This window comes from Pseudoalteromonas sp. Scap06 (genome assembly GCF_013394165.1).
Taxonomy (GTDB): domain Bacteria; phylum Pseudomonadota; class Gammaproteobacteria; order Enterobacterales; family Alteromonadaceae; genus Pseudoalteromonas.
In genome coordinates, this window is record NZ_CP041330.1 from 1,864,075 (window position 1) to 1,877,489 (window position 13,415).

The 13,415-nt window shown below is 38.6% G+C and carries 8 protein-coding genes; 2 read left to right on the plus strand and 6 right to left on the minus strand.

Annotation, left to right across the window (positions count from 1 at the left end):
• Nucleotides 1-22 precede the first annotated feature (22 nt).
• Entirely contained in the window at nucleotides 23-1,813 is a 1,791-nt protein-coding gene (gene aceK, locus FLM47_RS08575) for a bifunctional isocitrate dehydrogenase kinase/phosphatase (protein WP_178956154.1), read from the minus strand.
• A 117-nt stretch (nucleotides 1,814-1,930) separates the two neighbouring features.
• On the opposite strand from aceK, the gene FLM47_RS08580 reads away from it, so the two are divergent.
• Together FLM47_RS08580 and FLM47_RS08585 are read left to right on the plus strand one after the other, a co-directional pair.
• The gene (locus tag FLM47_RS08580) at nucleotides 1,931-2,878 is read left to right on the plus strand and encodes a LysR family transcriptional regulator (protein WP_178956155.1); all 948 of its coding nucleotides are present in this window, start codon (nucleotides 1,931-1,933) and stop codon (nucleotides 2,876-2,878) included.
• A gap of 109 nt (nucleotides 2,879-2,987) precedes the next feature.
• Nucleotides 2,988-3,434 (plus strand): hypothetical protein, encoded by a 447-nt coding sequence (locus FLM47_RS08585; RefSeq protein ID WP_178956156.1) that lies wholly within the window; start codon nucleotides 2,988-2,990, stop codon nucleotides 3,432-3,434.
• 12 nt (nucleotides 3,435-3,446) lie between these two features.
• On the opposite strand, the gene icd is transcribed toward FLM47_RS08585, so the two are convergent.
• From icd to FLM47_RS08610, 5 genes are all read right to left on the minus strand, one after another.
• Nucleotides 3,447-4,697 (minus strand): NADP-dependent isocitrate dehydrogenase, encoded by a 1,251-nt coding sequence (gene icd, locus FLM47_RS08590; protein ID WP_178956157.1) that lies wholly within the window; start codon nucleotides 4,695-4,697, stop codon nucleotides 3,447-3,449.
• 95 nt (nucleotides 4,698-4,792) lie between these two features.
• Nucleotides 4,793-7,489 carry a 7TM diverse intracellular signaling domain-containing protein gene (locus tag FLM47_RS08595; protein WP_178956158.1) on the minus strand — a complete coding sequence of 899 codons (2,697 nt, stop codon included), beginning with the start codon at nucleotides 7,487-7,489 and terminating at the stop codon, nucleotides 4,793-4,795.
• A 28-nt stretch (nucleotides 7,490-7,517) separates the two neighbouring features.
• Entirely contained in the window at nucleotides 7,518-9,788 is a 2,271-nt protein-coding gene (locus FLM47_RS08600; protein ID WP_178956159.1) for a TonB-dependent receptor, read from the minus strand.
• An 87-nt stretch (nucleotides 9,789-9,875) separates the two neighbouring features.
• Nucleotides 9,876-12,125, minus strand: coding sequence for an NAD(P)-binding protein (locus tag FLM47_RS08605; protein WP_178956160.1), 2,250 nt, complete (start codon nucleotides 12,123-12,125; stop codon nucleotides 9,876-9,878).
• Nucleotides 12,126-12,145: 20 nt separating this feature from the next.
• The gene (locus FLM47_RS08610; RefSeq protein WP_178956161.1) at nucleotides 12,146-13,081 is read right to left on the minus strand and encodes an acetoacetate decarboxylase family protein; all 936 of its coding nucleotides are present in this window, start codon (nucleotides 13,079-13,081) and stop codon (nucleotides 12,146-12,148) included.
• Nucleotides 13,082-13,415 lie beyond the last annotated feature (334 nt).

The following is a 13,415-nucleotide window of genomic DNA, read 5'->3' on the forward strand; positions in this document are numbered from 1 at the left end:
GCCTGAAGAAACCAACTCAGCGTTAATTTACTGACATAGTATTAAAACGCCAACTTTGCTTATAAGGGTATACATCTGGAAGCTGACCTTGCTCAATTCCTTGCTGGATCATTTGCCAGTACTTTGCCGTAAATAAATCACTATGGTAATGATTAAAGTGGTTAAACGCACTGTTACTGGCACTAAAAAACACTTTAAATTGACTGGGAAATATATCATTTTGGTCAATATCAAAATAGCTGTGTGAGCTTAATTCTTCTAACGCGTTTTGTGTATTTGGCACGTCTCTAAAATTGCAATCGGTGAGAGGGCAAATTTCATCATAATCATAAAATACTATTCGCCCCCAACGTGTTACGCCGAAGTTTTTCATCAGCATGTCACCAGCAAAAATATTTGCACTGGCAAGCTCTTTTATCGCTTTACCATAATCAAGCATCACTTGCTGAAGTGATTTACTATTACATTGATTGATATACAGGTTGAGCGGTGTCATTTTTCGCTCAACGTAAACATGCTTTAGTATTAAGGCTTTGCCGGAAATGACTAAGCTATCGCCAATGTGTTTTTTCATTTCTATTAGCAGTTCATCACTAAAACGGCTTAAGTCAAATGCAAGGTATCTAAACTCATGAGTGTCAACTAATCGCCCTACTCTGTCAGCTTGTTTTACAAAGTTATATTTATCTTTTACTTGTTGTTTAGTTGCTGTTTTTGGGGCACTAAACTTATCTTTTATTACCTTGTATACATAATCTAGGCCGTCAATGGTAAAAACTAGCATCACCATACCCGGAGTCCCTGGCGCTAGGTGGTACGTGTATTCTGCGGGACTACTTTTAGTCGTATCTACTTTATAACGATAAAATTCGGTTTTTGCATGTTTAATAAAACCAATCGCATTAAATAATTCAAAACGTTGTTTGTGAGGCATTAATACACTGAGGTAGTCAACATAACGAGCAGGTTGGTCGGTATCTACCATAAAATAGGTACGTGCAAAGCCAAATAATAAACTTAGTTGATCAGCCCCCATCATTACAGCATCAATTGTAAGCCCATCGGGGGTATTTAAAATAGCAATTGCAAAGGGCATGTTATCGCCATTTTTGGCAATACATCGCCCTATGACATAACAGGCCTTATTACGATAAAAATGCGAGTTAGCATATTCGATATAACCATCATTTAAGTTTATTAATTCGTATACTTGTCGACATTGCTGCTGAGCACCTTGCGTTAACGTTGCTTGTAACTTAGTTAAATCACTACTTAAATCTTTAAAGGGGACTCTAAACACTTGCTCATTTAATAAGGCTTTAATTGCCTGATCAAACCCTTCTTTTAAGGAGATACGACTTACAAGCCCTTCATAAGAGCGCGGCTGCCCTCGGTATTTTGCTTTTAATACAAATAAGTGAACTGTGCGAATTTTTTTATCATCCCAAATAGCGCCAAAAGTAGAATTAAAAAATGTATGCGCAATGGGCTGGTTTTCATGCTCTTTTACCATCTCACCATAAATATTTTTAGCCCGTTGCCATGTTTGAGGGCAATTCAATTCATCATAAGCAATCACTCTAACAGCTTCACTAACTTGCTTTACTTGGCGTTCATACACTTGTAAGCGCTCTCGCATTGCTGCTTGCACCTCATGGTACTGGCGTTGTTCAAAGCGACTTTGTGCCCCTAAGGTGATATTTAAAAATTGTGCAAACATAGCATCAAAGCCTGCAAATATCGCTCGGGCTAACTTAGTGGCGACCACGGATTGTACCGAATTATGTTGAGAGGTTAATAGCGTGCTTGGCATGATTTAGGCGCTTCTATTTTTAGCAATTATGCTGATTATTTTTTATTAGAGGTTTACACCTTAGCAAGCACACTTTAATTTAGGTAATTAATACAGCAAATAAATAAAATTGATCATATGAATATAAGAAATGTCGACCTCAATTTACTCGTCTATTTAAATGTATTAATAGATGAAAAAAGCGTATCAAAAGCAGCTAATAAGCTTGCTTTAACTCAACCAGCGATGAGTAATGCGTTAAAACGTTTAAGAGATTTATTTGATGATCCTTTGCTGGTACGAGCTGCGGGCTCTATGACTCCAACAGCCAAAGCACTGTCGCTCAAACCTGAAATTGAAGCGCTGCTTAAAATGGCAGAGGAGATCACTCAACCAAGCGAGCAATTTAACCCAGCAACTGCGCAAGTTACATTTCGTATTATGGCAAACGATTATTTAGAATCGACTCTAATTGCCCCCTTTATTTGCGAGCAACTAGCTAAAAACCCGGGCATTGACTTTGATGTGCTTAGTCCCAGTGATGTAAATTTACAAGATATGGAAAAAGGCACTATCGATTTGGCAATAAATCGTTTTAATGGTCTGCCGCGCTCTTTTCATCAAGCGACTGTATGGCGAGATAATTATTGTTGTTTAACCCACCCAAATAATAATTTTTTAACGCATGCTAACTTAAATCAATACCTACAAAGCGAACATATATGGGTTAACCGCGCAGGCTGGGGGCCAGAGCCCGCAGTGACCAATAAGTCAGGAAAACAAAAATTAGGCTGGGTAGATGAAGCTTTGTGGCAATTAGAACAAACCCGTAAAATACGCGTATTTACTCGCCATTACATGATTGCCAGCTTACTGTGTCAATCTGAGCAACTCATAGCTACGCTACCCCGTCGTCAAGCAAAGCTATTAACCAGTCACACTAATTTAGTGATTAGCCCAGTACCATTTCAAGTCGTCCCTATAGAAGTAAAAATGATATGGAGCCCGTTATTACACCACACACCAGCGCATCAATGGCTTAGACGTGGGTTATTAGCGTTCGCAAATACAGTGGTTGATAGGTAACACATTAAAATATTGATTAAATCAATATCAATTATTGAAAACAACAATTTCATTAATATTATACTTAGCGCTACAGTGAAGTTAAGCCAACAAACTAAGAGTAATAATTATGCAAACATCAGCAAGCTTCACACACCAAGACGGGTTATTCATTGATGCAAATTTACATCACTTCATTGAACAACAATTATGCCCAAATACGCCGCTTGAGACGGGTCACGTTTACCAGTCACTTGCCACATTAGTTGATGAATTCGGCTGTAAATGTCGTAAAAATAAACATCAAGAAAACGATACTCTTGACGTAAACACTTTATTGAGTGCCTATCAACGTAAAAGCCACCCTCATTGCCATGTTGATGCACAAACAACTGAAGCCGTATTAGATGAATACTGCTGTCAAGTACCTGCCATTATTGTAGTTGCGTTAATGGACACGCTCAGTGGCACTGTATGTGACGAGCCAAGTGCACATGAGCTTTATCACAGAGCAGCAGAGCTAACAGAGCGTCCATGTGTTCATCGTCAAGCAGCCACTAACGCTTCAGCAGCTTAACAATGCAGTCGTTTAAAAGTGCTCGATAACCTTACTAGCAAATTGTTTGCAGCTTAAGGTTGTCGAGTTATGATTTGAATGAGCCAAATCAAAAGTTACCTGCCCACTGGCAAATGTAGTTTCTAAGGCGTTTTCGATTAAACATGCCGCTTCAACCCATCCCATATACTTAAGCATTAACACTGAACTTAATATGCTACTGCTCGGGTTTGCCTTATCTTGACCAGCTATTCGCTCGAACGTGCCATGTGTCGGCTCAAAAAAAGCCACCTCTGTATTTAAATTGGCGGCAGGCATAATCCCTACCCCCCCAACCTGTGCACTGAGCATATCGGCTAAAAAGTCACCATTTTGATTTGTAGTAGCCACCACATCAAATTGCGCAGGATCCATCAAGCATTGCTGCAACATATTATCGGCAATCACTTCTTTAATAATCAAGGGGGGTAAATTGGTTCGTTGTATTTCAAGCCAACGCCCATTTTCATGTTCTTTGGCATTATATTCTTGTTTTGCGAGCGCAAAGCCCCAGCGTTTAAACGCCCCATCGGTAAATTTAAGAACATTACCTTTGTGCACTAACGTAAGTGACTCTCTCTCATTTTTAAGGGAATAATTAATGGCAAAGCGTATTAATCGCTCTGACCCTTCTTTAGATATATTTTTAATCCCTATACCACACTCTTGAGCGAAACGAAGACGGGTTACGCCCATTTCTTCACACAAAAAATCGAGCACTTTTTCACTTTCAACACTCCCCGCCTGCCATTCAATTCCTGAATAAACATCTTCACTACTATCGCGCAACACGGTAATGTTAGTGGTAAAGGGGTTTTTTAATGGCGAGGGTAAAGCACTAAAGCCTTTTATAGTACGCATATTAACAAATAAATCCATTTCATGGCGAAGCGCAACATTAAGAGAGCGAAACCCGCCACCTAAAGGTGTGGTTAGCGGCCCTTTTATAGCAATTTTGCATTCACGTACCGCATTTATGGTTTCTTGAGGGAACCAGTCGCCATCATAAAGCTTGGCCGCTTGTTCACCATTATACACCTGCATCCAATGTATCTTACGTTCCTTGCCATAACAATGCTCTATGGCAGCATCCACTACTTGACGCATTACTGGCATCACATCTAAACCAACCCCATCACCGTCAATATAGGCAATAATAGGTTGTTCGGGTATATGCCACTGTCCTTGATCATCAATGTGAATATTGTCGCCATTGTCTGGCACCTTAATATGTTGATACTGCATACGTCCTCCTACAAGAGAATATATTTAAGCATGCATAACCCTACTTGTCTTCATAACAAAGCGTATAGCGGTTATTCAACGATAAAATGTAAAATTTAAGGTGCTTTTTTAACGGTTAAAATAACGTCAATCGCATTGAGTAGAGCCTCAACTTGTTGTATGTCGAAAGCGTCAGGTGAAGACTTTAAGTTTGTTTCAAAATCAACAGCCTGTTTATACAACGCTTTGCATTCAAACATTCCAGCCGTTCCTTTGATCATATGCACGCTGCGTGCAAAACCCGTTATATCACCCTGCTTAAATTGAGACACTAACGTGTCTTTTTGTTTATTTAACCCTTTAATATATTCCTGCTTGAGTAGTGCAAACTCCTCATCGGGTAGCTTAATGTTCTCGCATATATCAATATCAAGATAACTTGCAATTTTACTACTAAAACAGCTTCTATCTATAGGTTTGGCAATATGATCAGTAAAACCTTGTTTTAAATAGCGATCAATTTCATGCTTCATCGTGTTAGCAGTGAGCGCCACAATGGGTGTTGTTACCCCTGTTGCTTGTATAATCTTAATTGCTTGCTCACCATCCATAATTGGCATTTGAATATCTAATAAAATTAAGTCGAAGCTTTCATCCATCGCTGCTTGCGCTGCATCTCGACCATTTTCAACAGCGACAACGGTTAACCCCATCCGCTCTAAAATTCGCTTAATAAGCTGACGATTTTCTGGATGGTCTTCAGCCACAAGTACTCTACCCACTAAATTTCGCTGACTATTATTTAAAAATAGCTCTTTGGTTTGTGGTTTACGTATATCGTCAAATGCGTTAACCCATTGCGTATGTTCGGTTGTATTTAACTCCATAGTAAAGCAAAACTCGCTACCCCTACCTACCACAGAAAATACAGTAATATCGCCATTTAGTTTATTTGCTAAGCTTTTTGATATATTTAAGCCAAGTCCAGTACCACCGTATTTACGAGAAATTGACGAGTCAGCTTGGTGAAAGGGAGTAAATAGGTCTTTTTGCTCGCTTTCGGTCATACCAATACCGGTGTCTTCAACTTTAATTATTAGTTGCTTTTGATTGCAACTCACCGTCAGCATTATGTAGCCCTGGGTAGTAAATTTAAGTGCATTGGTTGCTAAATTTAATAATATTTGCCTAAGTCGAGTTGGATCTGAGACTATCCAATCTGGTAATGGAAATTGATAATCAACTTTGAATTTTAAGCCTTTATCGCGGATTTGCTTTCCTAGTAATGATTCAATTTCAGCAATAGTGGCAAACAAATCCGTTTCAACTAATTCTATCTCTAAACGGTTAGCCTCAATTTTCGACATATCCAAAATATCGTTAATTAGCCCAAGTACATGACGACTGTTTTGCAAAATCACCCTGATCCCATGATTTCTTTCATGAGGCTGTATATCACCTAAAATTATCCCATCAGCATAACCAATAATGGATGTCATTGGGGTGCGGATCTCATGGCTCATGTTAGCTAAAAATCGACTTTTAGCTTCACTTGCATCACGAAGCTCTTCCGCCAATTGTTGTAACTCTTGGGTACGCAGTTCGACCTTGTGTTCCAAATTTTTAGTCAGTTCAACATTCTGATGATGCAAAATACTGAATTTATTTGCGACAGCAAAAGCAAGTAATACTGCATCGAGCGCTGTGCCAATAAGTCCAAGTAAATAGAGATCCATTTTTATTGGCTCAATAAGTCCTAGATTAGTTAAATTGCCAACCATATTAGGAATGGCCATAGCCAAATAGGCGAGAACAAAATAGCGAGCTGGTTTAAAGCCACTGATCCAGCTTCGTATACCAACAACCATACCTAGAGATAAAGTTGCCCCTGTTACTAAAGTGGCCCAAATAAAGCCAAAACCAGGCCAAACCATTGCAAAAGGTGCGCCTGCGGTGGCAACAATGCCTAAGTAGATTGATAATCGAGATAACTTAGGAGACGTGTCTTTTAATTTAAGTAAGCTGTTAAAAAATAAAATATTTGTGATTGGAATTAAAGTAAAACCTAACCAATGAAAATGGGCATTGTAAAAACCAAAAATTTGATCCGGTATATGAAAAAACTGACTCCAAGCCAACACCCAGCATGCTGTGAACATGGCGTAGTACAAATGGGTTTTATCTCTATCACCCAAGTAAATAAGAAAATTGTATAAACCTAACGCAATACCAACCCCAAAGCACAGCAACATAATCATGTTGTCTGAGGTTTTTCTTACAAAAAAATCGTCATAAGATGAAAGCACTAATTTTGGTGGAGTATAAAAATATTCACTTTGAAATTTTGCAATTAATACGTAAGAACGATTAGGCGTCAGCTTAACTTTATTCCCATAGTGAAATGCAAACTCATTTGGGTAACCCCCCCCAGTGACATACTGCTTTATTGGTTCATCAAAGTTCGATATATCATAAATCCGGGTTTCGATTTTTGAAAGTAACGTGTTATACGGATAGAGCACCAGTTCATCTAAATCTGTTTTATTTTCAAGTGCTATGACAAACCAAAAACTACCACCAAAAAACGATGTTCTTGATTGTGGTTGTTTATCTTCAAGCCACATTTCTATTTCACTGTGGTTACGGGGAAAAGTACCACTCGTTACCTGAAATACATGACCCTGACCGAGCAAATCAGTATCTTGTTGTTTTAAAGTATAAACAATAGGAGCGAGTGTATCTGCCGGCGCTAAATTGCTAAAGCACAAAAATACACAATATAAAAATAGCTTTAGAACTGCCTTCATTGGCATACTTCGCACCTTAATTTAAAGACTAAAATTAAAACTGATAACTAACATCTAAACCAAAACGCCTGCCTTCACCTTTAAAGTCTTCAAGCATGCCAAGGAAAGAGCTTAAATCAAATTTTAAGTGGCTATATTGCGTACCAAATAGGTTTTTTCCCCAAATAGCAATCGCCCAGTTATCATGTTGATACTGTATGTTTGCGTTAAAAATACTATAGCCATCTTGCATAGCATAAGGGTTTTGATTCTGATCAAAATAATAGTCGGATTGATAATCAACTAATAATTGCGTTGTTAGTGGGTGATTCGCCAACTCAAGCGTGTATTCAATGCCTGCACTGAGGTTCCATTTTGAGGTAAATGGCAAGCGATTATCAGTTAATGCGTTACCTAAAGGATCAACATATTCTTCAAACTCTGCATGGGGTATATAACCCATAGCAAACTTAACATTCAAATCATCGGTCAGCCAATACTCAAAATCAGCCTCTAGGCCATATATAGTCGAATCTGCCACATTTTCTAATAATTGAATAGGCGGGCTCTGATCAGATACTGAAGGCTGATTCATAAACACCTGTTGGTCATTATAATCATAATAAAATGCAGCCCAATTAAATCGCATGCCCAACTGTGGCCACCAAGACTTTGAGCCAATTTCATGTGAGTTCAATCGTTCTTTTTGATAATCAGCAAGCTGTGCTTGTTCAACCGATGATAAAAACCCACCGTTATAGCCTCCGCTTTTTGCGCCATTAGCAAATCGATAATAGCCATAGGTCGCATCATCCAGCTTAACGTTCACAGCCAACTGACCAGAAATGCCATTATCTGATTGCTCTCCCTGAACACGATAAAATGGCACCTTAACTCCGGTTAAATCGTTAGGGTCTAAAATAATATTAAGCTGGGATGTTGAGTCGTAATCTAAAGACTCATAAGAATAACGAAGCCCAGCGGTAATTAGCCAATCTTGGTTTAATTGATAGTCAAGTTGGGTAAACGCTGCAATGCTCTTTGTTTTTATCCTATTATCATAGAAAAAAGTAGCGGTTAAATCTGTCTCTAAAATGCCTCGATAATCTCGTAAAATATCATTTACATTGTCTTGAATAATAGACTCATCAGCATAATAAATTCCCGTTGTAAGAAAATGCTCTGCGAGCTGAGATTGCAACCGAAACTCTTGCGTTACTAAATCAGTATTTAAACCTAAATTGCCTTCACATAACCGTGCTGGAGAGCCATCACAGTTAAAGGCATGATCACGCTTTAACTTGTTATAGCTAGTTAGTGAAATAAGCTCATTGTGTGTATCCAATTGCCAATTAACATGGGCACTCCCTCCCTTACCATCGGTTTTATGTGGCGAATTATTATTAACGCTTACTGTATAAAAATCATCACTGCCATCATTAAATCCAAAGTTATCAAAACAGGTGGTTGAACCTGCTTGTGCTGGCGAGCATCGCTCTCCTGTTAATGGGTTTGCAATAACCCCAATACTGCCAACAGGCTGAACTATGCCATCCCAATCAGAAATATGCCCTTTTATCAACAACTGGACAGTGTCAAAGTCAGCTAAAAAAGATACTCGACCATTTGTTTGCCGCATGCCCGCTGTTGGTGAATCAGCAAAAATATTGTTTGTAGAATAATCATAATTTTGATGGTTTAGCGCAACACGAACGGCTGTGTTTTCTCCAATAGCTGAATTAAACATAGCATCAACACTGGTTGCATTATTATTAGCAACACCTGTACTTAAATAACCACTTTGTTCAAACTCAGGGCGTTTAGAGCGGATTAAAATAGCCCCACCAGTGGAATTACGACCAAATAAAGTTCCTTGAGGGCCGCGCAAAATGTCAATCTGCTCAATATCAAACAAGTTAACAATTTGGTTACTGGCAGAGCCCACGGCTATTTCATCAACATACATAGCCACCGGCGATGTATTAGCTGTATTGTAATCAACTAATCCAACACCACGAATATTAACCGCTGGCGGTGTACCTTCCGCTGCGTTTTGGCTAATTTTTAAATTAGGGGCAAATACAGATAACTCTGTTGAGTCTTTAACCTGTTGCGCTTTGAGATCATCCCCTGTTACTGTGCTAACAGAAATGCCGACTTCTTCAATTTTTTGCGCTCTTTTTTGCGCATAAACCTCAATGATTTCCATATTAGGCTGATCATCACTTTTACCCTCTACAACAACTTTCGCCTGCAGTGGTAGTAAAAAACCTGGTAAGCATACCAACCATATATTTTTATTCAGAAGCTTGCCTTTATTTTTCATTTCACGTGACCTTTACGCTAAATAAATGTAAACAACATGTTTAACTATATACTAATCAACCGATTAAAGCTGTGCTAGAAGGGTATTTTAATTTTTGATAACTGCAAATGCATTTTCGCCACTAATGTGTTGTGGGTAACCCACCATTGCTCTGGCTGTTTGCATACCCGCCATAACAGCCGCTTCAACACAACCGGCATTAACACCCGTTTTAATCCAGTCTCCGGTAATAAAAAGGTTTGTAAATTTTGTTTCATCTGTCGCCAGTCGATACTTACTTGAACCAGCAACTGACAAAACATAACGCTCACTTGGGTCAACGTTTACTCGCCAGTATTGAGCATTTAATCGTTCATCCCCTGATGACGATATTTCATATAATACAGACCAATCAAACTCATTATTTTGATATGCAAGCGGCCATAAAGACTGCATGTTTTTTTCTAGTATTGCTTCTAGGTTTACCTTTACTTGCGATTTAACCTGTAGAGGAAATTGATGTTCACTTTTTGGTGGATAGTGCTCACAAGGAAAAACACTGCAAAAATAAGCAATGTTTTTAGGAGGACAATCAGTAGGCCATTGCTCTTTGTCGACTAAATTCATCATTGCCGCCCACGTATCAAATGGTTCGCTAAAGCCACTTAGAATTGGGCCTTCTTTACTCTTTGGAATATATTGCCAGCCTAATTGCTCGTCTGTTTTATTAAGCCATAGTTGGGCAGCTTGGGTTGCCACCGTTTTGACTTGCTTTGCTTGTGCTGCAAATTTAGTATCCCACGCTAATAATGAAGGGCATACGTGCTCAAGTGACGCCACAGATACACCCAACACAATTCTGTCAAAATCTTCTTTGTAGTTTAATTTTTTTATTGGCAGTGGCTGCCCAAAATGGTTTTCGTATTGAGACGGCCAGTCTGACCAAAAAGATTCTAAGTTAATATCATGCTTCTTTAATAGTGCGGCTTGTTCACTATTAATTTGCGCATAAAGTGGTTCACTTGGCCAACAAGGTAGTTTTTTAACATTAACCAGTGGTTTATACTCTGCGTCTGAGAGCAAAGAAACTTGTTGCTGAAGCTCAATGCTCTCGACAAAACTCTCTCCTTGCTCACTTAGGCTGGGAGTCAGGTTTTGCAATTGATGAAAATACTCAAACTTAACCCCTCTTTTTTTAAGTAATTCGTACAAGGGAGCAAAGATGACATCGCCCATCCCCGCTTGCATTTTCCACATGACCCCTCCGCGGTAACACAGCGCGATGCGTAACATAGCCAGTGATGCGACACCAGCCTCAACATTGGGCTTACTTAGGTCACCCGCAGGGTACGCAAACACCAAATCATAAAACCCTCGTATGGGCGCCGAATTAGCACTGTATTGCTCGTTTGCCCCATTTCTTATAAGCCATTGCCTAAAATCAAATTTATTTATAACATCAAACCCATCTCGATATACTTTGTCTTTTACCAAACCAACTAGCATTGCAATAGCAAGGTCTGCGCAAATATATAATCGTCTAAGCTGCGCATTATTGTCTAACAACTCAATCATTTCGCTATTAAGCCAGCGCTTTAGTTTTCTAACTATATACCAAATAACAAGGCCATCTTTTTTCTCATGTACTTGGGGGTTTAATGTATTGTCGGCGTGTGCAAACTTATTTAACGTATTAATTAGTAAGCTTGGAGTAGAAGCAACTTCACTCGAATATTGTTTTATATCATCAGCAAATTGTTGCCAAGCATCTTCGGTATCATCAACCAAATCTGTTATTTGTTGGTGCAAATGCCGTAATAAAGATTGATCTCGTGATTTTTTTGTACTTAGTTGTATATTTTTGTTGGCTTTTTTTGCTGCTGACTGTAAATCAAATATCCACTTTTTTAGCCAAGCTATGGTCATTTTAATAAAATCCCATGGCGTTATATCTAAACTTCCATCAGCAGGGTTCCCAGGAAGTAATGGGAAATCAATTGGCCATGTTTGCCATTGGTCATCAATATATTCTTCTAAGGCTATAAAGCTATGCGGTTTTAATGCTTGCTGCCATGTAGATAAAGGTGAATCGGCTGGCCGTTGTAATTTAGTGTAAACCGTTTCTATTGTTTTAAAGCTATTTACATAAGCACCAAACCATACATGTAAGCCATGCTCTTCAATACGCTGCCCGCTGGCCGCATTACGACCACTAGCCCCTTTACCACCTAAGCGCCAACCTTGCTGGTATACAGTGATAGCTCGATGCTGTTGCCAGTCACTTTGCTCAGTCAAATACAATGCAGCAGTCATTGCTGATACACCGCCACCAATTATCACGATTTTTTCTTGGTTCATGGGAAATCCTTCTAAGCAATTTAAATTTTAGTTGCGGCTAACTGGTCAAAGTCCATTTGCACATAAAAAGGTAAATGCAACGCTTGACTACCTAACTTTAGACCAAACATGTCGGCAAGTGGGAAACTGTCTAATTTATTGAGGTGTAAAGTAAACTCTGGCTTTAAAAATTTAAAATGGTGTATTTTTTTAATCTCAGAGGGTGAGTGCATTACGCTTTGGTATACCGCTGAATCACCGCTGCCATCAGGAAATTGTTTTAACAATATTTGATCCATTTGTGGATTAACAAAGCCACTCAATAGCTGCTTTAATAATGAAAAATCAATACCTAAATGTTTGCGAGAAAACAAATTTGCTACTTGCTCGCCAAAGTCATCAATAATAGAGAAGAAATCGCTATCTTTGTGTTTAGAGTTCATAGTAATTGAAAATAACTCATGCGTTTGTAGCTTAGATTCAGGAGAAAAATATTCGAAGCACTCTAAAGATATTGAAAAATTCGATAGCTCCGATACACAGCTGGGCATGGTGTAGTCACACAAATACTTATTATAGCCCCATGTTTCGCGACCATTAATAAGTGCATAAATGTTGTTAACACAGATAAAAGCTGGATACCAATATAAGTAGGTTATATCTTCATCCTCAACCTTAGCGACAGGCAACCAAATGATAATATCTGTTTCTTGCATCCAACCATGCTGATCGAATGGCGAGGTCATTGAGGCTATTTTTTCAATATCTGTAAATGTAATAAGTGCAAACTCGCCAAGTATTTTAAAATAAATATTACCCTCACCCCCTATGTTTAACGTTGAATCAATGTACTTTTGTGCTTTCTTAGATTCTATTTCAGCAAAAAAACCATACATATTCGCATTGTGCATACGACAAGGCGGCTTTGCTATTGGATTAGATAAAAAATGTTGATATGGCGCAGATAGTGAACTCATTTGACCCCCCTCAGTTAAAAACTGAGTATAGTCAGATATATTTGAGTCTGTTGATCTTTACGAATTAATATTTATGGCTATACGTGAATTGCTCTCGATTCAAAGTATTTTAATAAATTGCTTGCAAAGAAAAATATTGTGGCGTAAGATCGATGCTTGGCTATAAAAAGCCCTAGCGGTTAACCTCTTTACCCTGATCCAGTAAGCCCCGCAAAACGTATATTCAAAAGCTAAGTTATTGTACGGCGAGAACCCCTATTAATACCTTGATGATTTATTTTAATATCATCGTAAAAGTGTCATAAAGATCGTCAACACTGTAATGAAGCTAAAC

Excerpts from the sequence above, each read along its gene's own strand:
- FLM47_RS08605 (WP_178956160.1), bottom strand. The coding sequence starts at position 12,125 with ATGAACCAAGAAAAAATCGTGATAATTGGTGGCGGTGTATCAGCAATG.
- FLM47_RS08580 (WP_178956155.1), top strand. The coding sequence starts at position 1,931 with ATGAATATAAGAAATGTCGACCTCAATTTACTCGTCTATTTAAATGTA.
- icd (WP_178956157.1), bottom strand. The coding sequence starts at position 4,697 with ATGCAGTATCAACATATTAAGGTGCCAGACAATGGCGACAATATTCAC.
- FLM47_RS08585 (WP_178956156.1), top strand. The coding sequence starts at position 2,988 with ATGCAAACATCAGCAAGCTTCACACACCAAGACGGGTTATTCATTGAT.
- FLM47_RS08600 (WP_178956159.1), bottom strand. The coding sequence starts at position 9,788 with ATGAAAAATAAAGGCAAGCTTCTGAATAAAAATATATGGTTGGTATGC.
- FLM47_RS08610 (WP_178956161.1), bottom strand. The coding sequence starts at position 13,081 with ATGAGTTCACTATCTGCGCCATATCAACATTTTTTATCTAATCCAATA.
- aceK (WP_178956154.1), bottom strand. The coding sequence starts at position 1,813 with ATGCCAAGCACGCTATTAACCTCTCAACATAATTCGGTACAATCCGTG.
- FLM47_RS08595 (WP_178956158.1), bottom strand. The coding sequence starts at position 7,489 with ATGCCAATGAAGGCAGTTCTAAAGCTATTTTTATATTGTGTATTTTTG.